Source organism: Clostridium aestuarii (assembly GCF_026735135.1).
GTDB lineage: Bacteria > Bacillota > Clostridia > Clostridiales > Clostridiaceae > Clostridium_H > Clostridium_H aestuarii.
On sequence record NZ_JAPQER010000003.1, the window covers coordinates 133,736 to 157,875 of the forward strand.

At 28.6% G+C, this 24,140-nt stretch carries 26 protein-coding genes; 24 read left to right on the forward strand and 2 right to left on the reverse strand.

Going from position 1 to position 24,140, the window contains the following annotated elements:
* Positions 1–241 precede the first annotated feature (241 nt).
* From OW763_RS08950 to OW763_RS08985, 8 genes are all read left to right on the forward strand, one after another.
* Entirely contained in the window at positions 242–1,309 is a 1,068-nt protein-coding gene (locus OW763_RS08950; RefSeq protein WP_268040764.1) for an HD-GYP domain-containing protein, read from the forward strand.
* 147 nt (positions 1,310–1,456) lie between these two features.
* The gene (locus tag OW763_RS08955; protein ID WP_268040765.1) at positions 1,457–1,621 is read left to right on the forward strand and encodes a zinc-ribbon domain-containing protein; all 165 of its coding nucleotides are present in this window, start codon (positions 1,457–1,459) and stop codon (positions 1,619–1,621) included.
* 267 nt (positions 1,622–1,888) lie between these two features.
* A complete protein-coding gene (locus OW763_RS08960; RefSeq protein ID WP_268040766.1) occupies positions 1,889–2,257 on the forward strand; it encodes an ArsR/SmtB family transcription factor in 369 nt (122 codons plus the stop codon).
* 162 nt (positions 2,258–2,419) lie between these two features.
* Entirely contained in the window at positions 2,420–4,738 is a 2,319-nt protein-coding gene (locus OW763_RS08965; protein ID WP_268040767.1) for a heavy metal translocating P-type ATPase, read from the forward strand.
* A 281-nt stretch (positions 4,739–5,019) separates the two neighbouring features.
* Positions 5,020–5,190 carry a DUF362 domain-containing protein gene (locus OW763_RS08970; protein ID WP_268040768.1) on the forward strand — a complete coding sequence of 57 codons (171 nt, stop codon included), beginning with the start codon at positions 5,020–5,022 and terminating at the stop codon, positions 5,188–5,190.
* 322 nt (positions 5,191–5,512) lie between these two features.
* Positions 5,513–7,015, forward strand: a complete 1,503-nt coding sequence (locus OW763_RS08975; protein WP_268040769.1) for a phospholipase D-like domain-containing protein — start codon at positions 5,513–5,515, stop codon at positions 7,013–7,015.
* 94 nt (positions 7,016–7,109) lie between these two features.
* Positions 7,110–7,238 (forward strand): hypothetical protein, encoded by a 129-nt coding sequence (locus OW763_RS08980; protein WP_268040770.1) that lies wholly within the window; start codon positions 7,110–7,112, stop codon positions 7,236–7,238.
* Positions 7,239–7,248: 10 nt separating this feature from the next.
* Complete coding sequence (locus tag OW763_RS08985; RefSeq protein WP_268040771.1) at positions 7,249–7,512, forward strand: FeoC-like transcriptional regulator; 264 nt, start codon at positions 7,249–7,251, stop codon at positions 7,510–7,512.
* Positions 7,513–7,694: 182 nt separating this feature from the next.
* Here OW763_RS08985 and OW763_RS08990 read toward each other — a convergent pair whose 3' ends face one another.
* Positions 7,695–7,868, reverse strand: a complete 174-nt coding sequence (locus OW763_RS08990) for a 4Fe-4S binding protein (protein WP_268040772.1) — start codon at positions 7,866–7,868, stop codon at positions 7,695–7,697.
* 183 nt (positions 7,869–8,051) lie between these two features.
* Between OW763_RS08990 and OW763_RS08995 the strand changes: the two genes are divergently transcribed.
* The 10 genes from OW763_RS08995 to OW763_RS09040 all read left to right on the forward strand — a co-directional run bounded on the left by OW763_RS08995 (position 8,052) and on the right by OW763_RS09040 (position 16,660).
* A complete protein-coding gene (locus tag OW763_RS08995; RefSeq protein ID WP_268040773.1) occupies positions 8,052–8,669 on the forward strand; it encodes a DUF3793 family protein in 618 nt (205 codons plus the stop codon).
* A gap of 78 nt (positions 8,670–8,747) precedes the next feature.
* Positions 8,748–9,179 carry a flavodoxin gene (locus tag OW763_RS09000; protein WP_268040774.1) on the forward strand — a complete coding sequence of 144 codons (432 nt, stop codon included), beginning with the start codon at positions 8,748–8,750 and terminating at the stop codon, positions 9,177–9,179.
* 95 nt (positions 9,180–9,274) lie between these two features.
* A complete protein-coding gene (locus OW763_RS09005) occupies positions 9,275–9,859 on the forward strand; it encodes a DUF3793 family protein (RefSeq protein ID WP_268040775.1) in 585 nt (194 codons plus the stop codon).
* A gap of 151 nt (positions 9,860–10,010) precedes the next feature.
* Positions 10,011–10,235, forward strand: a complete 225-nt coding sequence (locus OW763_RS09010) for a FeoA family protein (RefSeq protein ID WP_268040776.1) — start codon at positions 10,011–10,013, stop codon at positions 10,233–10,235.
* 19 nt (positions 10,236–10,254) lie between these two features.
* Entirely contained in the window at positions 10,255–10,482 is a 228-nt protein-coding gene (locus OW763_RS09015) for a FeoA family protein (RefSeq protein ID WP_268040777.1), read from the forward strand.
* A gap of 119 nt (positions 10,483–10,601) precedes the next feature.
* Positions 10,602–12,620, forward strand: a complete 2,019-nt coding sequence (gene feoB / locus OW763_RS09020) for a ferrous iron transport protein B (RefSeq protein ID WP_268040778.1) — start codon at positions 10,602–10,604, stop codon at positions 12,618–12,620.
* Positions 12,621–12,886: 266 nt separating this feature from the next.
* On the forward strand, positions 12,887–13,168 hold the full coding sequence (locus OW763_RS09025; protein WP_268040779.1) for a DUF2325 domain-containing protein: 282 nt from the start codon (positions 12,887–12,889) through the stop codon (positions 13,166–13,168).
* 20 nt (positions 13,169–13,188) lie between these two features.
* On the forward strand, positions 13,189–13,845 hold the full coding sequence (locus tag OW763_RS09030) for an HD-GYP domain-containing protein (RefSeq protein ID WP_268040780.1): 657 nt from the start codon (positions 13,189–13,191) through the stop codon (positions 13,843–13,845).
* A gap of 292 nt (positions 13,846–14,137) precedes the next feature.
* Positions 14,138–14,878, forward strand: a complete 741-nt coding sequence (gene ymfI / locus OW763_RS09035; RefSeq protein ID WP_268040781.1) for an elongation factor P 5-aminopentanone reductase — start codon at positions 14,138–14,140, stop codon at positions 14,876–14,878.
* A 135-nt stretch (positions 14,879–15,013) separates the two neighbouring features.
* A complete protein-coding gene (locus tag OW763_RS09040; protein ID WP_268040782.1) occupies positions 15,014–16,660 on the forward strand; it encodes a methyl-accepting chemotaxis protein in 1,647 nt (548 codons plus the stop codon).
* A gap of 51 nt (positions 16,661–16,711) precedes the next feature.
* Here OW763_RS09040 and OW763_RS09045 read toward each other — a convergent pair whose 3' ends face one another.
* On the reverse strand, positions 16,712–17,095 hold the full coding sequence (locus tag OW763_RS09045; RefSeq protein WP_268040783.1) for a winged helix-turn-helix transcriptional regulator: 384 nt from the start codon (positions 17,093–17,095) through the stop codon (positions 16,712–16,714).
* A 492-nt stretch (positions 17,096–17,587) separates the two neighbouring features.
* Between OW763_RS09045 and OW763_RS09050 the strand changes: the two genes are divergently transcribed.
* The 6 genes from OW763_RS09050 to OW763_RS09075 all read left to right on the forward strand — a co-directional run bounded on the left by OW763_RS09050 (position 17,588) and on the right by OW763_RS09075 (position 24,127).
* Entirely contained in the window at positions 17,588–19,321 is a 1,734-nt protein-coding gene (locus OW763_RS09050; RefSeq protein WP_268040784.1) for a [Fe-Fe] hydrogenase large subunit C-terminal domain-containing protein, read from the forward strand.
* 132 nt (positions 19,322–19,453) lie between these two features.
* Entirely contained in the window at positions 19,454–19,705 is a 252-nt protein-coding gene (locus OW763_RS09055) for a (2Fe-2S) ferredoxin domain-containing protein (protein WP_268040785.1), read from the forward strand.
* A 15-nt stretch (positions 19,706–19,720) separates the two neighbouring features.
* Complete coding sequence (locus OW763_RS16910) at positions 19,721–21,457, forward strand: [Fe-Fe] hydrogenase large subunit C-terminal domain-containing protein (protein WP_268040786.1); 1,737 nt, start codon at positions 19,721–19,723, stop codon at positions 21,455–21,457.
* Complete coding sequence (locus OW763_RS09065; protein ID WP_268040787.1) at positions 21,454–22,626, forward strand: SpoIIE family protein phosphatase; 1,173 nt, start codon at positions 21,454–21,456, stop codon at positions 22,624–22,626. Before OW763_RS16910 ends, OW763_RS09065 begins: the two co-directional genes overlap by 4 nt.
* A gap of 139 nt (positions 22,627–22,765) precedes the next feature.
* A complete protein-coding gene (locus tag OW763_RS09070; protein ID WP_268040788.1) occupies positions 22,766–23,335 on the forward strand; it encodes a LemA family protein in 570 nt (189 codons plus the stop codon).
* A gap of 6 nt (positions 23,336–23,341) precedes the next feature.
* The gene (locus OW763_RS09075; RefSeq protein WP_268040789.1) at positions 23,342–24,127 is read left to right on the forward strand and encodes a TPM domain-containing protein; all 786 of its coding nucleotides are present in this window, start codon (positions 23,342–23,344) and stop codon (positions 24,125–24,127) included.
* The last annotated feature ends 13 nt before the right edge of the window (positions 24,128–24,140 follow it).

The following is a 24,140-nucleotide window of genomic DNA, read 5'->3' on the forward strand; positions in this document are numbered from 1 at the left end:
AGATATCTAAAGTAGATTATAAAAAATATATAAAGTTAAAAATTACAATTATTATTATTATTTGCATTTTAATGTATGCTATAATATATTTGTAAGAAAATTTATTTTATGCCTTATGATAAGTTAGCAGTAATTAATTAGGTTGATAGTATTAGAATAAAATTTTTATAAAGTTCTAATAAAAATTAATAGTATTTAATGTGATTTTTCAATTTAGTTTAGGCAAAGAGGAGAAGTAGGAATGAGTAAAAAAACAAAGAAAATAGGAGTTAAAGAATTAGTACCTGGGATGATTTTAGCAAAAGAAGTAATACAAAATAATATTAAATTACTAGAAAAAGAAATGGTTATAACCAGTAACTATATAAAAAAAATACAAAATCTAGATTCATTTATGCAAGTATGTGTATATGATGATGAGCAAGAGGAAGAAGAAATACAAGATTTTATTAGTAAATCTGCAATAGAACTTAAGAAAAAAGAGCAGGTGCTTAAAACGTTTTCTAATAAATTAAGTACGGTTTTTAAAAGCATTGAAAATGACACAAAACCCAATATGAAAGAATTAAGAGAGTTGCAAAAAAATATATTAGAAGAATCTAAAGACTACGGTATTATTATAAAAAGTATTGTAAATGCAAGAGAAGTGGATGAATATTTTTGCAGACACTCTATTAATGTATCTATTTTAAGTTATATGCTAGGACGATGGATGGGATTCAATGAAAGAGATTTAACGTTATTGTCTTATTCTGGAATACTTCATGATATAGGAAAGGTTAAGATAAATATTAATATATTAAACAAGCCATTTGAATTAACTCCAGCAGAATTTGAAGCTATGAAAAAACATACTGTTATTGGGTATGAAGTTGTAAAGCAAATGCCATATTTAAATGAAGCTGTAGCTTTTGGAGTGCTTATGCATCATGAAAAAGTTGATGGATCTGGATATCCTTTGAAATTAAGCAATGATAAAATACATATTTTTGGCAAAATAATAGCTATTGCAGATATATTTGATGCTATGACTTCTAATACAGCTTATAGAAAAAAAGAATCACCTCTTAAGGCACTTGAATTGATGAAACAAGAAGCTATAAATAAATTAGATTTAAATTGTTGGACAGTATTTTTTAATAATATGATTAATTACTATATAGGTGAAATGGTTAGACTAAATACAGGAGAAATAGGTAAAATTATAAAGATAGATCCTTATAATATATGCAAACCTTTAATAATGGTAAATTCGGAATTTATAGATTTAAAACAACAAAAAAATGTATATATAGAAGATTTAGTATAAATATTTAAAAGATATTGACTATGCATATGGATAGTGATATACTCATGGTGTTGAATGTGATTTAGCATGTCGAAAGCAAAATTTCTCCCTATTCTCGGAAGAATTTGTATTAGAATGTTTAAATCCGAAGAATAAGGAGGGGTAACAATGGCTGATAAAACATTAATCTGTAAAGACTGCGGAAAAGAATTCATATTTACTGAAGGTGAACAAGAATTCTACAAAGAAAAAGGATTTGACAATGAGCCAAAGAGATGTTTAGAATGCAGAAGAGAAAGAAAACAACAAAAAAATAGAGATAGAAACTATTAATTTGTTGTATGATTAAGAGGCTGTTGAATGGTTGATCAACAGTCTTTTGTGTTTTTTGATTGATTTAAGAAAGAATGTAATTTTTTTGCATTGAAATTATAGAAAAGTTTGAAAGTAAAAAAATATTCCAGAAACTAAAATAAGTAATTATGTTCGAATTTATTGAAAATAAATTAAAATAAGTATTGCAATAAAGTTTTAAAAATGATAAATTAATATCAGAACATATGAAGAAGTGTTCATATATTAAAATAAAGGGATGATTATATGGATAATAAAAAAAATCAAATAGAAGTATGCTCATGTAATCAAATACATGATGATGTAGTTAATAAAGTAAAAGAGAATATGATATCACAAGAGACAAGTGTTGGTTTAGCAGAATTTTTCAAGGTATTAGGAGATACTACAAGAATAAAGATACTATATGCATTATCTATTAATGAAATGTGTGTATGTGACATAAGTAATCTTCTTAATATGAAACAATCAGCTGTTTCTCATCAATTAAGAGTATTAAGGACAGCTAGACTTGTAAAGTATAGAAAAGAAGGAAAAATTGTTTACTATTCGCTTGATGATGAACATGTAGAAAGTGTATTTAGTAAGGGATTAGAACATATTCAACATGCATAGTATAATAATATTGCTTCGCAGTATTATTATACTATGAAGTTTTTATTTTTTTTATTCAACATATGAATTTATGCTCATATATTAATATGAGGAAGGGTTTTATAATTATCTAACAAAAATAGATTAACAAGGCTAAACTTAACGAAGGGATGGGAAATAAAAATGAAAACTATAAAGGAAGAAAATCATAAACAAGATAATCATAGGTGTATGTGTGGATGTGAAGGACATAATCATGAAAATAAGCATGAACACAATCATCAACATGGACATGAAGAATGTGCTTGTGGATGTGATATAGACAAGCATAATTATGAAAAAACTGAAAAAAACTATTCTAACACAAATGATATAAATAAAAAACAATTTATATTGGATGGGTTAGGATGTGCAGGATGTTCAGCAAAGATAGAACATCAAGTTGGACAGTTGCCAGAAGTAGCTTCATCTGTATTGAATTTTGCTACATCAACGTTAAATGTTGAATTAAAAAACAACAGTTCCTTTAATGATATAATTTCTAAAATAAATAAAATAGTAACTTCTCTTGAACCAGATGTAACTGTTATTGAAAAAGAAAATAAAAGAGCAATAACAAATAATGTACAAGCAGATAAAGGTGTATTAAGCAAAAGAAAGTTTATTAGTTTTGGTGTAGGGATAGTGATTTTTTCTATAGCTGCTATTGGAAAGTTTTCTTTTAATACTGAATTAGCTATGTTTATAATTAGTTATCTGCTTATAGGTGGAGATGTTGTGGTACTAGCTTTGAAAAATATAATTAAGGGTAATGCACTAGATGAGAATTTTTTAATGGTAATAGCTACAATAGGAGCTTTTTCGATTAAAGATTTTACAGAAGCAGTTGCAGTTATGATTTTTTATAAGATAGGTGAAGCATTTCAACAAAAAGCAGTTAATAGTTCTAGAAAATCTATTGCAGATTTGATGAATATTTGTCCAGATATAGCAAATTTAAAAATTGGTTCAACAGTAAAAAAAGTATTACCAGAAGAGTTGAATATAGGAGATGTTATTATTGTAAAACCAGGAGAAAAAGTTCCAATAGATGGAGCTGTTTTAGAAGGAGAATCTATGATAGATACATCTGCTTTAACAGGAGAATCTGTTCCAAGAAAGATTAAAAAGGGAGATGAAATATTAAGTGGGTTCATAAATAAGAATGGAGTTTTAAACGTAAAGGTTACTAAAATATTTTCTGAATCAGCAGTATCTAGAATATTAGAACTAGTTGAAAATGCTGGTTCTAAAAAGGCTAAAATTGAAAATTTTATAACAAAATTTGCTAGATATTATACTCCAATTGTAGTGGTTTGTGCAATTGTACTAGCAATAGTGCCTTCTATTTTTATTAAAGGAGCAATCTTCTCGGATTGGTTGCGAAGAGCATTAATTTTCTTAGTGGTTTCGTGTCCGTGTGCTTTAGTAATTTCAGTACCAATTGGATTTTTTGGAGGTATAGGAGCGGCGTCTAGAAAAGGCATACTTATAAAAGGTGGCAACTATTTAGAAGCATTGAATGAACTTGATACTATTGTATTTGATAAAACAGGAACTTTGACTAAGGGTGTATTTAATGTTACAGAATTAAATACATTTAATGAAGTGAAAAAAGAAGAATTACTTCGATATGCTGCTTTTGCAGAATCATATTCTAATCATCCAATTGCTAATTCAATTTTAAAAGCTTATAGCAAAGCAATTGATAAATCTATCATAGAGGATTATGAAGAAATAGCAGGTCACGGAATTAAAGCTTTAATAAAAGGGAAACAAGTGCTTGCTGGAAATGATAAATTAATGGGCAGATATCAAATATCTTTTCAAAAATGTAATTCTATAGGGACTGTTGTATATGTAGCTGTAGATAATCAATTTTATGGATACATCCTTATAGCTGATGAAATAAAAGAAGATTCTGTCTTAGCAATTAAAGAACTTAAAAAGTTAGGGGTTAAAGAAACTATAATGTTGACTGGTGATAATAAAATAGTAGGAAATACTGTTGCAAGTGAGTTAGGAATTGATAATGTTTATACTGAATTATTGCCAGAAAACAAGGTTGAGATATTTGAAAAAATAGAAAATTTAAAGAAGCAAGGTAATAGGAAAAACAAGAGAATTGCTTTTGTTGGAGATGGAGTAAATGATGCTCCTGTACTTACTAGAGCTGATATAGGGATTGCTATGGGTGGGCTAGGCTCAGATGCTGCAATAGAAGCTGCAGATATTGTATTAATGACAGATGAGCCTTCTAAGTTAATAACTGCTGTTGGAATTGCTAAATATACTAGAAAAATTGTAATGCAAAATATAGTTTTTGCTTTAGGTGTTAAATTAGTTGTTTTATCTCTAGGCGCTTTTGGGTTAGCGACTATGATGGAAGGTGTATTTGCAGATGTAGGTGTTGCATTACTAGCGGTTTTAAATTCAATGAGAGTTTTAAAATATAAAGATTAATAATTATAATTGCAGTACTAGTATTATATTGGTACTGTGATTTTTTAAAATTTTTTTACAACTATATAAATATAGTATGGTAAAGAAAAATGAAACTATTTATAGAATGCAGTTGAAAATAGCAATAGATAAGTTGGTAATGATAATTATTCACGTGGCAAAAAATAAAAATAATATCAAAAAATATGCAATAAAACTTTATTTACTATAAAAAATATGCTATTATATATGAGTAAAAACTATTACATAAAAATTAAATTTCGGTGATGGAGGGTTTTAAAATGGCATATAAAATTACAGATGCATGTGTTAGTTGTGGAGCTTGTGCTTCAGAATGTCCAGTAGGAGCTATTCAACAAGGAGATGCTCAATTCGAAATAAATGCAGGATCTTGCATAGATTGTGGAGCTTGCGCTAATGCTTGCCCAACAGGTGCTATTGTTCAAGAATAATTTAATAAGTTATAAAAATATAAGTTGCTTTTAGCAGCTTATATTTTTATCTTTCAACCAAACTAATGTTCGAAATACCATATAAGAAAAGTGCAAGGCACTTTTTAGTTGACAGATGACAGAGGACAATTGACAGTGTAGGAAAGGATTAAGCTGAGCTTAATTCTGAATCTGAAATTGCAGGTAGCTGCAATTTCAGATTGTAGTTTTGCATTAGCAAAATATCATTAACTGTCCATTGTCCTCTGTCAATTGTTAACTAAGAATATTGTTACACAATATTCTTAAATTTAGTATTATTAAAAGAGGGTGTAATTATTAAATGAATAAAGTTAAATTTAAAAAAATAAGCACCATATTATTTGTAATTATGTTTTCAATTTTATTTTATGGATGTAATGCGAAAAAGATAGTTAATAATACAAAGGATATCATTGATAATATACCATCACGACAGCATATTAAGAATGTTTCTGAAGAGGAAGGGGCTATAAACGTTTATTTTAATAAAAGTGCTTTAACAAAATATGCTTTACAAGGAAATGAAGCAAATTACAATGTAAATTTAGAAGAACGATTGCTTATGAGAATAAATAATGCCAAGAAAAGTATTGATATGGCAACTTATGAAATTAATCTTTCTAAAATTGTAGAAGCATTAATTGACAAAGCAGCAGATGGATTAACTATTAGAGTTGTTGCAGATGCAAAAAATGTAAATGGAGAATATGAAGAAAGATATGACATAATGAAGTTGAATATTGAAAAAATGATAAGAGGGAAAGATCATATTATAGGAACTAAGGATGATATTCATGTGATTTGTGATTCACCCATGTTTGCAGTTACTAATAAAACTTTGAGAAAACAGTTTAACTTACCAGATCTAAATGATATTTCTAAAAAATCAATTAAAATAGGCAAAAATTTAATAACAGGATTAATGATTACTGAAGGAGAAAAAAAGTCTGGAAGTATATATTATAGTCCTAATGACCAGATGCATAATAAATTTGTAATAATTGATAATAAGTGGGTGTGGACAGGAAGTTGGAATTTCACAGAAACGGGTTTATATGGTTCAGAAGAAAATATGAATAAGGGAATACTTGATGGAAATACTCAAAATTCAGTAGAAATTAATTCATCTAAGCTTGCACAGGTATATAAAGATGAATTTAATGAAATGTGGGGAGGCAGTGGCATAAATCCTAACCCTGAAAAAGCTGATTTTCATTCTAGAAAAAAAGACAATACTATACATAAAGTTGATGTAAATGGTACATTAGTAGAAGTATATTTTTCACCTGGTGATAATGCAGTAGGCAAATTGCAACAATTAGTTAAGAAAGAAGCTAATTTTAGAGTATATTTTGATATTTTCAGTTGGTCAGATGAAAATATAGTTTCTCTATTAAAAAATAAATGGGAACGTACAAATGGTGAACGTACAAATTTTCAATTAAAAGGTGTTTTTGATTCCAGTTTTTTTTATAAAAATTGGTCTGCATCTCAAAAGATGATAAAGCAATATAAAAACAAACCACCAATATTTAAAGATAAAGAAAAAAGAAAACTACATAGTAAGACCATGATTATTGATGCCAATACTAGTAGTGATCCTGTAGTAGTAATAGGTTCTACCAATTGGAGTAATAATGGTAACAAGGTAAACGATGAAAATATGTTATTTATTCATAATGCAAATATTGCTAATCAATTTTTGCAAGAGTTTTATGCAAGGTACCATCAAGCAGGTGGAGTTATTCCTAAAGAAGAAAAAATGATAGACAATAAAGCTTTTAGTTTTTATTTAAAAAATTAAAAGCTTTTTATTTTTTGCTTGATATTTTCTACAATAGTAATTATAATAAAAATATAAGTTAAAATGATAATCATTATCAACAAAGGGGAATGTTATGATTAAGGATATGTGGTTAATTAGCTATTTATATAAAAATCAAGAAATTATTAAATCTGTAGCTTTTGATGAAATAAAAAAGATAAAAGTAGTTGCGGATAAAATAAATTTTATCGAACCTATATAGGAGGGGTTTTATGTTAATGAATTTGCTTTATGAGATATCAAAAGGTGGTGCATATTCTGATGCTAAAGTTGCAAAAAAACTTCATACAAGTGAACAAATGATAATACAAATGAAAGAACAACTTGTTAATATGGGATATATAGAGGAGTATAAACCTTGCAAATGCTCAGGAGCATGTTCTAGTTGTGGATGTTCATGTGAATTCAAAGAAATTGTTAAAATATGGGATGTAACAAAAAAAGGCAAAATAGCTATAGAAAGATTTAAGAAATAGTTTAGAGTTTAGATGTCAAGAAGAACATGTTTCTTTAGTTAAGAATTGAAAATTAAAAGTTGAGAATGAAGAAAGTTTTGTTATGCAAAACTTTAATTTTAATAGCAAAGCTGTTTGGTTATATCACAGCTTTGCTTAATTATTTTTTGTTCTAATTATTAATTATAAATTTTTAACTAGTTTTAGTCTTCAGGTACTGGTGCAGCAACTGGGCACACATTTGCACATGCACCACAATCTATGCATGTATTTGGATCTATTACATAATATTGATCACCTTGACTTATTGCATTAACAGGACACTCAGGTTCACAAGCACCACAGCTTATGCAGGAATCATTAATTTTAAAAGCCATAAAACAACCTCCTTATAGTTATTATTACACTAATTATGATGTGCTTTTAGAGTTTATTATATACTTATTATTCATTGTAAAAAACTAAAAACCAATATAGTAAAACTTCTAATATAAAATCTAATAACACAAATACTATAAGAAAAGTGCGGAGGCATAATATTCTTATAGGGAGAATTTTTAATGTGTGAAATTTTAAGTAGAAATATATTAGAAGTAATAGACGAATTTGATGATAAGCAGTATCTAATGTCAATTATAATCTTTAATGCAGCTCCAGTTATAGCAAAACAGAAAGCATCTTATCTTATAATATTTCACGACAAAGGAAAACGAAATCTATGTGATTTATGGATAAAATATAAAAAAGATATAAAAGAACAAATTAATATAGAATTTTATGAACTGAAAAATTTAAAAGATAGTATAGTAGTTCTATTCTATGATCAAAATCAAATAAAAGAAATATTAAAAGAAAAAAAATACATAAAATTTCTAAAAAAATTTGGATATAATTCAAAAATGTCAATTAATCAGATTTTAAAAGTGTTAAAAGAGAGATATGAAGTTACATGTCCACATGAAATAGGAATTTTCCTAGGATATCCATTAGAAGATGTTGTAGAATTTATTGAATATCCTAACAAAAAATGTTTGATGTTTGGTTATTGGAAAGTTTATAACAATATTAATTATGCTAAGAATACTTTTAAAATTTATGATGAATGTAGAAATAGAGTTATGAAGCTTATATTACAAGGAATACATCCGAAAAATATTGGTTTGCAATATTTTTTATAAAAAACTGTTTACAAAAATAAGTTTTCGACATATAATGATATTGAAATTCATTATCAATTACATAGAGGGGGTAACAATATGAAAAAAGTAAATATCATTTATTGGAGTGGAACAGGTAACACAGAGGCAATGGCAAATGCAATTGCTGAAGGAGCAAAAATAGATGAAGTAGAGGTTTCATTACTTGCAGTTAATCAAGCTTCTGCTGATCATGTGGTTAATTCAGATGTGCTTGCATTAGGATGTCCATCAATGGGTCAAGAAGTGCTAGAAGAAGCTGAAATGGAACCATTTGTAGAATCAATAGAATCAGTAGTTAAAGGAAAAAAATTAGCTCTATTTGGTTCATACGGATGGGGTGATGGCGAGTGGATGAGAAATTGGGTTGAAAGAATGGAAAACTGTGGAGCACAATTAATAGACGATGAAGGATTAATGGCTAATAATGAACCAGATGATGAAGCAATTACTAATTGCAAAGAATTAGGAGAAAAATTAGCAAAAGCTTAATATAAGAATGTTGCTTTCCAATATTCTTATAAAATGAAATTATTTTATTTAAGAGAGGATGGTTTTTTATGAATGAAATGATGGTGAGGAACTTTATGAAAAAAATAAGTGAACAAGATGATAAAAATTATTTAATTTCTACAATAGCATATAGTGCAGCTCCTACTATCACAAAAGAAAAGTCATCTTCTCTAGTTGTTTTTAATAATAGAAATAATAGAAATTTATATAAATACTGGGAAAAATATAAAGAGGAAATAAAAGAAGATTTTAGCATTAAATTTCATGAACTTAAGAAAACAGAAAAAATTACAGCAGTACTATTTTATAATAAAGAAAAATTAGAAAAAATTTTAAAAGAAAAAAGAAATATAAATTTTTTAAAAAGATTTGGATATGCAGAAAAAATGAATTTACAAGAATGCTTAGAATTATTACATACTAGATATGAACATGTATGCCCACATGAAATGGGTATTTTTCTAGGGTACCCTGTTGAAGATGTTATAGAATTTGTGGATTGTCCCAATAAGCAATGTTTGTTAAGAGGATATTGGAAAGTTTACCATGATACAGAAAGAGCAAAGGATATCTTCGAAAGATATGATAAGGCTAAGTATAAAATAATGAATCTTGCTATTCAGGGAATTAAACCTTACAGAATCATGAATGCCACTTAAGACAAAACAGAATAAAATAGAAAAAGCATACAAATTGTTATTGACAATAAAAAAAAAGAGATATACAATTAACATACAGTGAAAATAATTATCAATAACAAATGGAATAGATAATCACTATCGAGTATATGATTAATAGGAGGTAGAAAATATGGTGGGAACTTTAAATGATATTGATGTTGGAGCAAAAACTAGAGTTAAGACACTAGCGAGAGATAGTGCTGTTAGAAGAAGATTGATGGATATGGGAATAATTCCTGGAATACAGGTTGAAGTAACTGGTAAGGCGCCACTTGGAGATCCAATTGAAATATTATTAAGAGGATATAAATTGACACTTAGAAAAAATGAAGCTTTGGCTGTTATGGTAGAGTAAGATTAAAGGAGGAGATTGTATGTCTGTAATTCCTTTAGCTTTTATAAATAGAGGAGAAAAAGCTAAAATTCAAGAAATAAATGGTGGAGATACATTTAGTAAAAAAATGATAGAAATGGGATTTAATAAAGGTACGGAAATTGAAATAGTAAATAATGATAGAGGACCGCTTATAGTAGCTGTAGGAGAAAGTCGAATAGCACTAGGAAGAGGTATGGCTCAGAGAATTATGGTTCAAGCGAGTTAGTTTAATTATAGTAGAATGTTATTAGTTATTAGGAATAATAGAAGATTATTTTTTGAATTTATAATGAGAATGAATATCAAATTCATAAATGTTAAATGATATTATCAGGGGGGAAAATAATGAGCACAATAGCTTTAGTGGGTAATCCCAATTGCGGAAAGACTAGTTTGTTTAATGTATTAACAGGAGCAAGACAGCATGTAGGAAACTGGCCAGGGGTTACAGTAGAAAAAAAAGTAGGTAAATTAAAACACGATGGACAGAACCATGAAATAGTAGATTTACCAGGTACTTATAGCCTTGGAGCATATTCAGAAGATGAAGTAGTTGCAAGAAATTTTATAATAAAAGATAAACCTGATGTTGTTATAAATGTAGTTGATGCTACTAATATTGAAAGAAATTTATATTTAACAACTCAGTTGCTTGAAATGGATGCAAATGTAGTTATTGCATTAAACATGATGGATGAAGCAAAAGCTAGAAATATAAAGATAGATATAGATAAATTATCAAATGAACTTGGAGTTCCAGTTATACCTACAATTGCACCTAAAAAAGAAGGAATAAAGAAATTGGTTTCTAAAGTTGTAGAATATGCTGGTAAAGTGAAGCAGAAAAGAGCTAACATATCTTATGGTGAAGAACTTACAAATGAAATTTTAAGTTTGAAAAGTTCTATTGAAGAAAGTGCTGCTACAATTGAATACCCATCAGAATGGACAGCTATAAAATTGCTTGAAAATGATAAATATATGTTAGATATAGTAAATGAAAAAAGTGGCTTTAAAAGAACACTGGAACATTTGAATGAAAGTATTAAAAAAGTCACTAAATTAATAGGATATGAGCCAGAAATGGCAATTGTAGATAAAAGATATCAGTTTATAGGTGATGTAGTAGCTGATTCTGTTAAAAAGGAGCAGAATTATAATCAGACAACATCAGATAAGATTGATAGGGTTGTTACTAATAAATGGCTAGGAATTCCTATATTTGCAGCTATGATGTATATTCTTTACCAGTTAACATTTGTAGTAGGACAATACTTTTCCGATTTATTAGATGAAGGAATGGGAGCTTTAGGAGAAGCAGTAAATACTTCGCTTACAAATGCAGGGGCTTCAGAAATTTTAACTTCATTTATAGGCGATGGTATTATTGGAGGCGTTGGAGCTGTTGTTGTATTTCTTCCTATAATAATGGTAATGTACTTCTTTATAGGAATTTTAGAAGACAGTGGTTATATGGCTAGAGCTGCATATGTTATGGATAGATTGATGAGACTATTGGGACTTCATGGAAAAACCTTTGTATCAATGATAGTTGGTAGTGGATGTAATGTACCAGGAATAATGTCAACAAGAACTCTTGAAAGTAAAAAAGATAGAATGATAGCAATACTTATAAATCCATTTGTTTCATGTGGAGCTAGATTACCTATATATATGGTATTTATAGGAGCATTTTTCCAAAAAAAAGCTGGATTGATTTTATTCATTTTATACGTAGTAGGAATACTTATGGCTTTAATTATAGGAAAAATTTTTAGTAAAACATTGTTTAAAGGAGAAACTTCTTATTTTATAATGGAATTACCGCCTTATCGTTTACCTTCATTTAAAAGTGTAATGCTTCATATGTGGGAAAAAGCAGGAGCTTTCTTAAAAAAAGCAGGAACAATTATTTTTGCAGTTGTAACTTTACTTTGGATATTATCTGTGCTTCCATTTGGAGTTGAACAGTACAGTGAAGCATCTGCTTTGGGTAAGATTGGAGCTTTCATAGCACCAATATTTAAACCAGCAGGGTTTGGAACATGGCAAGCAGGTGTAGGATTATTCTCTGGTATTATTGCTAAAGAAGCAGTTGTAGCAACACTTGGAATGGTATATGCAGGGGTTGAAGAAGGTGCTAAACTTACAGCAGCGATACAATCATCTTTTACACCACTTACAGCATTTGCGTTTATGATAATGTCATTGCTTTACACTCCATGTGCAGCTGCATTAGGAGCAATAAAAAGAGAAACAAACTCTTATAAATGGACTATATTTGCAGCAGCTTATACATTTGCAGTAGGTTGGGTTGCAGCAGTGCTTGTGTTCCAAATAGGAAGCGCGTTAGGGTTCAACTAAAAGTTCAGTTGAAAGTGAAAAATTAAGAGTGAAGGAAAGAATTCAGATTGGCTGAATTCTTAAATGAAAAATATAGGATGGCTTAAAAGCCATCCTTATATAAAAACAAACAATCATAATGAATATCATATAATAAAAAATGACTAAAGGGGTTAAGCATTATTTTGAGAATTATTGGCGAAGTTAGTTTTGCGTAAGCAAAACATCATTAACTCTCCACTCTTAACTATTAATTCTTAACTGTTTTTTTAGGAAGGGGAGTTATTATGAGTTTATTAGTTATAGGTGGGGATAAATTAGGAAACATAAAAGACAATTTAAAGGGAAGTGGATTTGATAATATAAATCATTTATCAGGACGTAAGAAAAGCCAAAAATTTTATAAGATACCTGAAAAAACTGATGTGGTTCTTGTTTTAACGGATTTTGTAAACCATCAAATGGCAAAAACAATAAAAAAGCAAATAAAAAGCAGTGATACAAAAGTTTTATTTGCCAAAAGGTCATGGGTACATATAGAGAAAACATTAAAGGAATATAGGGGATAAGACATAATAAGGAGGAACGTATGTTTTTATTTACTAGGCTAAAATATAAACATATATTTCATGATGTAATAGAATGTTTGGTTTTAGCGTTAGAAGCAAAAGATGTTTATACAAGCGGTCATTCCACAAGAGTTGGAGATATGAGCTATAAATTAGCAAAAGCTGCTGGTATAAAAGGACGTGAACTAGAAGATATTCATATAGCTGGACATCTTCATGATATAGGAAAAATTGGAATAGAAGATAGAATATTAAATAAGGCAGGAAAACTTTTACCTCATGAATGGGAACAGATAAAAATGCATCCTGTTATTGGATACAAAATACTGAGTAAATCAAAAAGATTAAAAAAAATAGCAAAAATAGTTGTTCATCACCATGAAAGATGGGATGGAAAAGGATATCCAGCAGGAATTGAACAGTTACAGATACCTAGGGGAGCCAGAATAATAGCAGTATGTGATTCAATAGATGCTATGATGAGTGATAGAACATATAGAAAAGCGTTAAGTTTAGAAGAATGTAAAAAAGAAATATTAATAAATAGAGGTATACAGTTTGATCCTTTTTTAGTTGATGTTATAGAACCTATATTTGAACAGATAGTTAAAAATAATGGTAATAGAAAGCAGAAAAAAACTACTAGTATATTAGGATTTGAGTATAGTATTAATTGAGGAAATAGCATAAATTTAGTATTTTAAATTTTAAATTATGTAATTTCCTCAATTAATAATTAAGATTGCTTTACTATTGTAAAACTAAATTTAAAAACAGATGATGTTTTTTATCATCTTTTTTTTATTTTAGAATTTAGCTTTAGCTAAATTTCTTCATTAACTGTTAATTGTTAATTTTTAATTACATATAACTTTAAATCTTAAAGTTATATGTATGTGTTTTCTTTACAAAAATAATGGAAGTGATATAATTACCTTGGAAATAAGTTAAATTAAAGTAGGTGGATATATGAATTTTCAAGGGAAAGTAGTATTGGTTACAGGTGGAAGTCGAGGAATTGGTAGAAGTATAGCAGAGGAATTTGGAGATTGTGGAGCAGCTATAGTTATTAATTATAGAGAAAATGATAAGGCAGCTGAAGATACTTTACAAATGCTAAAGAAAAAAGGTATATATGCTATAGCAATTAAGGGAGATATAAGTGATTATAACACTGCAAAAAATATTATAGAAGAAATAATAAAGAAATTTGGAAAACTAGATATACTTGTAAATAATGCTGGAATATCTAAAATTGGACTTTTTATAGATATGGATGAAAATGACTTTGATAGTATTATTAATACTAATTTAAAAGGTGTTTTTAATATTTGTCATAATGCTGTAGAGCATATGCTTAAGGTGAAAAGAGGACGCATAATTAATATATCATCTATATGGGGGGAAGTTGGAGCATCGTGTGAAGTTGCATACTCAGCTTCAAAGGGTGGAATGAATTCATTTACCAAAGCATTAGGAAAAGAACTAGCTCCATCTGGAATCACTGTGAATGCTATACAACCGGGAGTTATAGATACTGAGATGAATAAGTGGTTATCGAAAGATGAAAAACAAGAATTAGTTAATGAGATTCCTATGATGAGGTTTGGAGAAGGAAAAGATATAGCAAAGGCTGCAGTGTTTTTAGCAAGTAATGCTGCAAGTTACATAACCTCTCAAGTTATAACGGTAGATGGAGGATTTATTTAAAGATATGTAAACATATATTAAAATACATTGATTTATTAATTTGTTGTGCTATAATGTGGAGTGGTTTAGTAAATTATGGTGTACAAGTAAGTTAAATGCAAGAAAAGTAAAAGGTAAATAAAAGGGGAGATATATATGTTAAATACTATTGGTAAAAAAATAGTAGTAGCTTTTATTTTGGTGACCACAGTAGCAGTAGTATTAGTAACTAGTCTGTTTATACATAGGTCTACTGGAATGCTTAAGAAACAAATGAATGATTCAGGAGCTTTAGTAGGTACCATAGCAAGAAAAAGTATAGATAAATATAAAATATCTGATTCAGAAGATATAAGTAATGTATTAAGAAAAATTAAAGAGGAAAGTAATAATGGAATTAAATACATAGCATTAGATGATAAAAATAATAATATAATAGCACATACTGAGTCTAATTTGATAGGAAATAAAGACAATGAAGAATTTGAAAAGGTTGAAAAAGTATTAAATGGTAAAACTATTGGAGATTTTTATACAAGAAATAATGATGAAGAGGTATATGAGGTTTTAATGCCTTTTTATGATGGGAATAGTATTGAGGGAATTCTTATAGTTGGAATTTCACTTGATTCCCTTAATAAAATATCAAGACAAGGATTTATAGAGTCTGTATGGATTACTTTAATAGTTATATTAGCAGCGGCAATAGCAGCAGTATTTTTAGCAAGAGATATTACAAAACCATTAAAGTTAATAAGTAAGAGGATGGAAAAAGTAGCTGAAGGCGATTTTACTGTAGAATTTCATGCTAAAGCAGATGATGAAATTGGAAAACTTATGAAATCACTAAATTATGTAATGGGTACTTTAAGAGATGTTATATCAAGAGTTCAAGGAGCTGCTGAAAATTTAGATAGTGTTTCACAAAATCTTACTGCTTCAAGTGAAGAAATTGCTCAATCAGGAGAAGAAATAGCAACAAGCACTGAAGAAGTAGCAAATAATTCAACAGGACAAGCTCAAGATATTGATGAGATAACTGATTATGTTGAAAACTTTTCAAAGCATTTAGATGTTATATATGATAGAGTAGATAAGGTTTCAAACAATAGTAATAAAATTAAGAATTCAGCAGATACAGGATCAGATCAACTTAAAGTTTTAGTTGATGTTGTAAATGATATGAAGAAAAACTTTCAAAAATCAACAGAAAAAATTAGCTTTTTGAATAGTAATGTTAGTAAAATTACAGAAGTTATGGATGTAATAAATGCAGTAGCTAAACAAACAAATCTATTAGCGTTAAATGCAGCTATAGAAGCTGCACGTGCTGGTGAAGCTGGAAAAGGTTTCTCAGTAGTAGCAGAAGAAATAAGGAAGCTTGCAGAACAAGTTTTAGAATCATCAAAAAGTATTACTGAATTAGTGGAGACAATAGTGGATAATACTAAAGAAGTTTCTGAAACTACTGAACTGGTTTCAGAAAAAATGACAACAGAAATAACAGTAGTAGATAAGACCGTAATTTCATTTAAACATATAGTTGGACAAGTAGAAGAAATTCTACCATATATAAAAAATGTATATGAGGCAGTAGATAATTCTATTAAAGAAAAAAATAAGATAGTAGATAAAATAGAAAATGTTAACAATATTTCACAAGAATTTGCAGCAGCAACTCAAGAAATATCAGCTTCAATTCAAACTCAATCATCTTCTATTGAAGAATTTACAGCTTCAGCAGAAGAGCTTACAAGTATGGCAGATGAATTTGCAGAAAAGGTAAACAGATTTAAGATATAAGAATAAAAATAAAAATAAAAATGAAAATGCTTATGGTTTTACATAAGCATTTTAAATCTCTTCATTCATAATTTTTTCTATTATGCTATCTTCTAAATTGAGAGATAAATCAAAGGTCTTAGAATAATTGATTCCCCATTTGTAAATAGAATAAAGAACAGGGACTACGCTTTTTCCGTAATTGGATAGGCTATATTCTACTTTTGGCGGAACTTCAGGGTATATTTTTCTATTTACAAGTCCACAGTGTTCTAGTTCACGTAATTGTTGAGTTAACATTTTTTGTGTTATACCATCTAATCTTCTCTTTAATTGACTAAATCTAAGAGTTTTTTTTCTTAAATGCCATAAAATAACAGTCTTCCATTTACCACCTAAAACATCCATGGTAAGTTCCATTCCACAATTATAGGTTTTTTCTTTTAATTTTGTCATTTAAACCCCCCGTTTTTGTAAGTATGGTTTATGATACTATGTATCATTTAGTACGTTAATATACAAATGAATACTTACTTTCAATTATATTATACTATAAATTAAAAATAATACAAACTATAAATACAGTTAAGTTATAACAAAATTACTATTTCTATGTAAAAATAGCTAGGGTACATTTATAATAAGTTATATAAATGTACCCTAGCTATCAAATTGACAAATTTCTTTTTCCAAAATTGTAGCTCCCTTTAATTTAATTTTGTGGTGGTATCACTCCAATCTTTTTAAATTTTTTTTAGAATTTTATGGATAAAAGCACCTCCAATTTGGTATATTTAAATTATAAAATATAATAATTTATATTATTATAATACACCAATAATTCAAAATTGTCAATATTCTGAAAATAAAAAAGAAAAAATTTTTAACAATGTTTGTTAGTGAAAAAAATAACAAGTTGATTTATAATAATATTGGGGGTGAGCATTAATGAATTATATAAATTTTTCTAAGGCAAGTTGTAAAAATTGCTATAAATGTTTACGATCATGTCCTGTTAAAGCTATAAGATTTAAAAATCAACAAGCAGAAATAGTAGAAGAAAGATGCATTGCATGTGGTCATTGTTTAGAAGTATGTCCTCAAAATGCAAGAGAAATAATAAATGATTTGGATATAGTTAAGGGAGCTTTAATTTCTGGTAAAAAGGTTATTGTAAGTATAGCACCTTCTTTTATGGGGTATATGAATGTAGAGGAAGGTAAGGTAGTAGCTGGATTAAAAAAAATAGGATTTACTACTATTGAAGAAACGGCAATAGGAGCTGATGCTGTAACACGTTATTATAAAGAATACCTACAAAAAAATAACATTGAGAATTATATAACTACAGCATGTCCTTCAGCAAATTATATGATAGAAAAATATTATCCTGGACTAATAAAATATATGATTCCAATAGATTCACCTATGATTGCTCATGGAAAGATACTAAAAAGTATTTATGGAAGTGATTGTTTTATTGTATTTATTGGTCCTTGTGCTGCTAAAAAGATTGAAGCAGATGAATATAGAGAAAATATTAAAGATGTTATTGATGCAGTTTTAACTTTTGATGAGATAAAAATGTGGTTACAAGAGAAAAATATAGATTTAAACAGTATAAAAAGTGAAAAATTTAACAAGAATTCATTTAAACAAGGAGCCGGTTTTCCTGTTAAGGGAGGAATTATTAAAGCATTAGAAGATGTAATTGATGAAAAGTCATTAGAAACTATTTCTGTAAGTGGGACTAATAATTGTATTAAAATTTTCGAAAGTATGAAAAAAGGAAATATCAAAGGAGCTTTTATAGAAATCAATGTATGTGAAGGAAGTTGTGTAGGAGGACCTAATAGTACAAAATATGAGGATGATTATTATACAAGATTGCATAAAGTTAAAGAATATATTAAAAGAAAAAAGAAATCAATAAATTTGCAAGAATGTTCTAATGAAGAATTAAATACTTTGGAATTAGAAATTGATTTTTCTACAAGTTTTAGGGATAAAACATTTAAAGACAGAATTCCAAGTGAGGAAGACATAAGAAGAATAATGAATGAAATGGGTAAATTTGAATCAGAAGATGAGTTGAATTGTGGAGTCTGTGGGTATAATACTTGTAGAAAAAAGGCAGAGGCTATTTTTAAGGGCATGGCAGAAACTGATATGTGTCTGCACTTTATGAGAAGTAAAGCTGAAAGCTTATCTAATGTAATAGTTGAAAGTACTGAAAGTAGTATTATTTTGGTAGATAGAGATATGAAGATTAAAGAAATCAATCCAGCAGCACAAGAAGTATTTATGGTGAAAAGTGAAAATATTAAAGGAAAACCTGTATCTTTACTAATGAGAGACGAAGATATTAGAAGAGTTAAGGAAACAGGAAAAAGTATAATTGGTAAGAAAGATGCATATCCGCAATACAATGCTGTTTTCATAAAAAATATAGTTTATTTACCTAAACAAAATGTTGTTTTAGTTTCAATGATAAATGTTGTAGAAAGTGAGATGCAAAGAAAAGAGCTTATCAAAGTTAAAGAAAATACTCTAAATGTTGCTCAAGAAGTTATAGAAAAGCAAATGAGGGTAGCTCAAGAAATAGCAGGATTATTAGGTGAAACTACAGCTGAAACAAAAGTTATATTAAATAAGCTCAGAAAAGTTGTTGCAGGAGAGTAATAAAAATATAGAAAAATTTGAAATAAACTCTAATATTAAAAAAAATTATCATAATTGAGTGAAAATCTACTCAACTTAATTTATAATATAAAATGTAGTATAATATGAAAGTTTTAGAAGTAGGTGATTAGAGTGATAAGCATTACAGTTTGTGTAGGAAGTACATGCTATCTTAAGGGTTCCTACAATATAATAAATCAATTAATAAAAATGGTTGAAGATAACAATCTTGAAAATGAAGTTGTAGTAAAAGGAGCTTGCTGTCTTGGAAATTGTGGTAAACCAGTTTCCATTAAAGTAAATGATGGTTCTGTTTTGTCCGTTAACGAAAGCAACATAAAAACATTTTTTGAAGAAGAAATTTTGAAAAAGTTGAGAACTTAGGGAGAGGGGAAAGCAGTGAACTATATAAATTTTTCAAAGGCTAGTTGTAAAAATTGTTATAAATGTCTCCGTGCATGCCATGTTAAAGCTATAAAATTTAAAGACGGACAAGCAAAAATTGTTCAAGAGAGATGCATAGCGTGTGGACAATGCTTAGAAATTTGTCCTCAAAATGCAACAAAGGTTGTCAGTGAGTTAGATAAAGTTAAAAATGCAATAGATTCTAATAGAAAAGTTATTATAAGTATATCTCCTTCTTTTGCAGGTTATTTTAAAATGGATGAAGGTAAGTTGGTAGCAGCACTTAAAAAAATTGGATTTTCTTTTGTTGAAGAAAATGATTTGGGAATGAAGGTTTTATCATATTATTATGAACAATATATGAAGACAAATAATATGGAAAATTATATAACCACTTTTTGTCCTTCATCAAACCAATTAATAGAAAAATATTACCCAGATTTAATCAAATATATGATTCCAGTGGTTTCACCAATGATTGCTAAGGCGAAAATTTTAAAAAGTATTTATGGACAGGATAGCTTTATAGTATTTATGGACCCTTGTATTGCAAAAAAAATTGAAGCTGATGAATTTAAAGAGGAAAAAGTTGTTGATGCAGTTTTAAATTTTAATGAGGTTAATAAATGGATATACAGTTCAGGAATTAATTTAGAAGAACTTGAAAGTAAAGAATTTGATAAAAAGGTATTAAAAAATGGAGGAAGCTTTTTGTCAAAAGATGATGTGCTTAAATCTATACAAGATACTATAGATAATAAATTGTTACACCATATGAATGTAAGTGGTACACAAGATTGTATTGATATATTGGACAGTATTCAAGTAGGAGCTGTTAAAGGAATTTTTGCAGAACTTAATATTTGCAGAGGTGGATGCATTGGCGGACACAACATGATGAAAAATAAAAAAGAATATTATAAGAGACTGCAAAAAACAAAAAAATATTTAAAAAGAAAAGAAGAACGAGAAAAGGAAGATAAGCATAAGTATAGAGAACTTGATTTGAATAATATAAATTTTTTCACAAAGTATGAAAATAAAAGCTTTAAAAAACCTATTGCAAATGAAAAGGAAATACAGAAAATTATGAAGCACATGGGTAAATACACAAAAGAAGACAAGCTTAATTGTGGTGTTTGTGGATATGACACATGTAGAGAAAAAGCACAAGCTATATTTGAAAAAATGGCTGAACCAGAAATGTGTCTTCACTTTATGAGAAGTAGAGCAGAGCGGTTGAGTAATGTAATTTGTGAAAATACAGCTAATAGTCTTATTATGGTAGATGGAGACATGAATATTGTAGAAATCAACCCGGCGGCGCAAAGAGTTTTCACAGTAAATCGTGAAAAAATTTTAGGAAAACCAGTAGGAATGTTAATAGATGATGAAGATTTTCGTAGAGTAAAAGAAACGGAAGAAAACATAATTGGTAAGAAGGTATATTATCCTCAGTATAATGTTATGTTTATGGTGAATATAATATACTTACCAAAGCAAAACCTTGTTTTGGTTGCTATGACTGATATTATGGAAGAAGAAAAAAATAAAAAAGAATTAATGAGAGTTAAAGAGAATACTTTAGATGCTGCTCAAAAGGTAATAGAAAGACAAATGAGAGTTGCGCAAGAAATAGCAGGAGTTTTAGGTGAAACTACTGCAGAAACAAAAGTAATATTAAATAAATTAAGAAAGGTGATTGCAGGGGAAGAGGGTGATATTAATTGAATCTGTTTATAGATATTGCTTATAATAGCTTGATAAAGCATGAAGAAGAGCTTTGTGGTGATAATGTTGAAATAGTTAAGCTTGAAGATAGCACTATCATAGTTATGGCAGATGGTCTTGGAAGTGGAGTAAAAGCAAATATTTTATCAACCCTTACCACTAAAATTGCAGCTACAATGTTAAGAGAAGGAGAAGATATTTACGAAACGGTAGATACAATAGTAAACACCTTACCAGTATGCAAGGTGAGAAATATAGCTTATTCTACTTTTACCATTCTTAAGATATATAATGATGGAAGAGTTTATGCTGCTGAATATGATAATCCGCCTCTTTTTATAATAAGAGACAATAAACATATAGATATATCCAAAAAAGAGCTTGATATAAATGGCAAAAAGGTTTATGTAAGTGAATTCACAACAAGAAAAGGGGATGTGCTTACAGCAGTTAGTGATGGAGTTATTCATGCAGGAATAGGAGAAATACTTAATTTAGGTTGGACATGGGACAATGTAAGAGATTATTTAGAAAGAAGCTGTAATACTAAAAAATCAGCTAAAAATGTTTCAACGGATTTAATAGGAATTTGCTGGGATTTATATGGTAAAAAACCTGGTGATGACACTACGGTTGTGAGTGTGAAAATCAGAGGTCCGGAGTATATTGATTTATTTACAGGGCCACCAGTAAATAAGGGAAATGATACCTTTGTTATCAAACAGCTTATGCAGGGGAAAGGAAAAAAAATTATTTGTGGAGGAACTGCTGCTAATATTGCATCAAGAGAATTAAGAAGAAAAGTTAAAGTAAATATGGATATTCTTTATAAAGATGTTCCGCCTACATCAACTATGATAGGAATAGATTTAATAACAGAAGGTGTTTTAACATTAAGTAAGGCGCTGGATAAATTAAAAAAATGTACTCAGGCTTATTTGAAAAATGATAATATATATAACTTAGATGGAAATGATGGTGCATCGTTGCTCAGTAGAATGCTTGTAGAAGATTGCACTCATTTGAATTTATGGGTTGGGAAGACAGTAAATTTAGCACATCAAAATCCAGATTTCCCTATGGATCTAAATATAAAGTTAAATTTAATAGACGAGCTGTGTGATGTTATGAAAAAATTAGGTAAAACCGTTAAGGTAAACTACGTTTAAAAAACAGTTGAGAATTGTCCTCTGTCAATTTTCAACTGTTTTTTTGCTGCGATTAAATTTTTTGAAAAAGGGGTATTAATTATAGTATAGAGAAAATAATATATTAATATAAAGATAAAATTGGTGCGGAGGTAAAAAAATGAATAAAACTCTAAAATCAATATTAATAGGAGTAGCATTTTTATTGTTGATATCAGTGCTATTTATAGGAACTTATAATAAAATGGTTAGTTTAGATCAAAAAGTGAAAAGAGCTCAATCAGATATAGATACTCAACTTCAAAGAAGAAACGATTTGATTCCTAATCTTGTAAATACGGTAAAAGGGTATGCAGCCCAAGAAAAAGATATATTTATAGAAATTGCTAATGCTAGAGCTAAGATTGGAGGAGCAAAAACTGTTGGTGAAAAAGCTAATGCAGATAATGAATTGTCAACAGCATTATCTAGACTTTTAGTAGTGGTGGAAAGATATCCAGATTTAAAATCAAGTGCTAATTTTAGAGACTTGACTGTGGCACTAGAAGGAACAGAAAATAGAATCAATATTGCAAGACAGGATTATAATAGAACTGTAGATACTTATAATGCTACAATAAAAAAATTCCCTAATTTTATAATTGCAGGGATTTTTAGATTTGAAGACAAGGAGTATTACAAAGCTGCTGAAGGTGTAAAAGAAGTTCCAAAGGTTGAGTTTAGTAGGTGATAATAAATGAAAAAATCAAGTTTAAATAGATTTTTAACAGGGTTATTTATACTATTGTTAATATTAGTTCCTTTTAAACAGGTAAATGCAAAAGAATCATATCCTGAGCCTACAAATTTAAAATATGTAAATGATTATATTGGAATATTAGATAATGAAACAAAAGAGTATATAGTGTCAGTTGGAAAAGAGTTAGAGGATAAAACAGGGGCACAGGCTGTAGTCGTTATAATAAATTCATTAGAAGGAATAGAAATTAGAGATTATGGATATAAGCTTTTTAGAGAATGGAAAATTGGGCAAAAAGAAGATAACAATGGTCTTTTGATTTTACTTTCCATGAAAGAGAGAACGTGGTCAGTGGAAGTTGGAAGAGGACTTGAAGGAGTAATTCCGGATATTTTAAGTAATAGAGTAATGAAAGATATAGCTGTTCCTAAGTTTAAAACTGATAATTATGGAAAAGGATTAAAAAATGCTTATTCTATTTTTGTAGATCACATAGCTGAAGAATATAATGTAACTTTAAATAAAAGTGAAAATATATATTTTGATTATAAAGGAACTACAGATACAAAAAGAAATCCTATTCCTATTTATTTTGTATTAGGATTAGTATTTTTGGATTTAATATTTAATAGAGGAAGAATTATAAAGTTTATTCTTAAAATGCTGTTTTGGAATTCTTTCTTTGGAGGAGGTCGTGGTGGTAGAGGTGGACCTTCAGGAGGAGGATTCGGTGGATTTGGTGGGGGAGACACTGGAGGCGGCGGATCATCTGGTAATTGGTAAATGTTTCTATAGT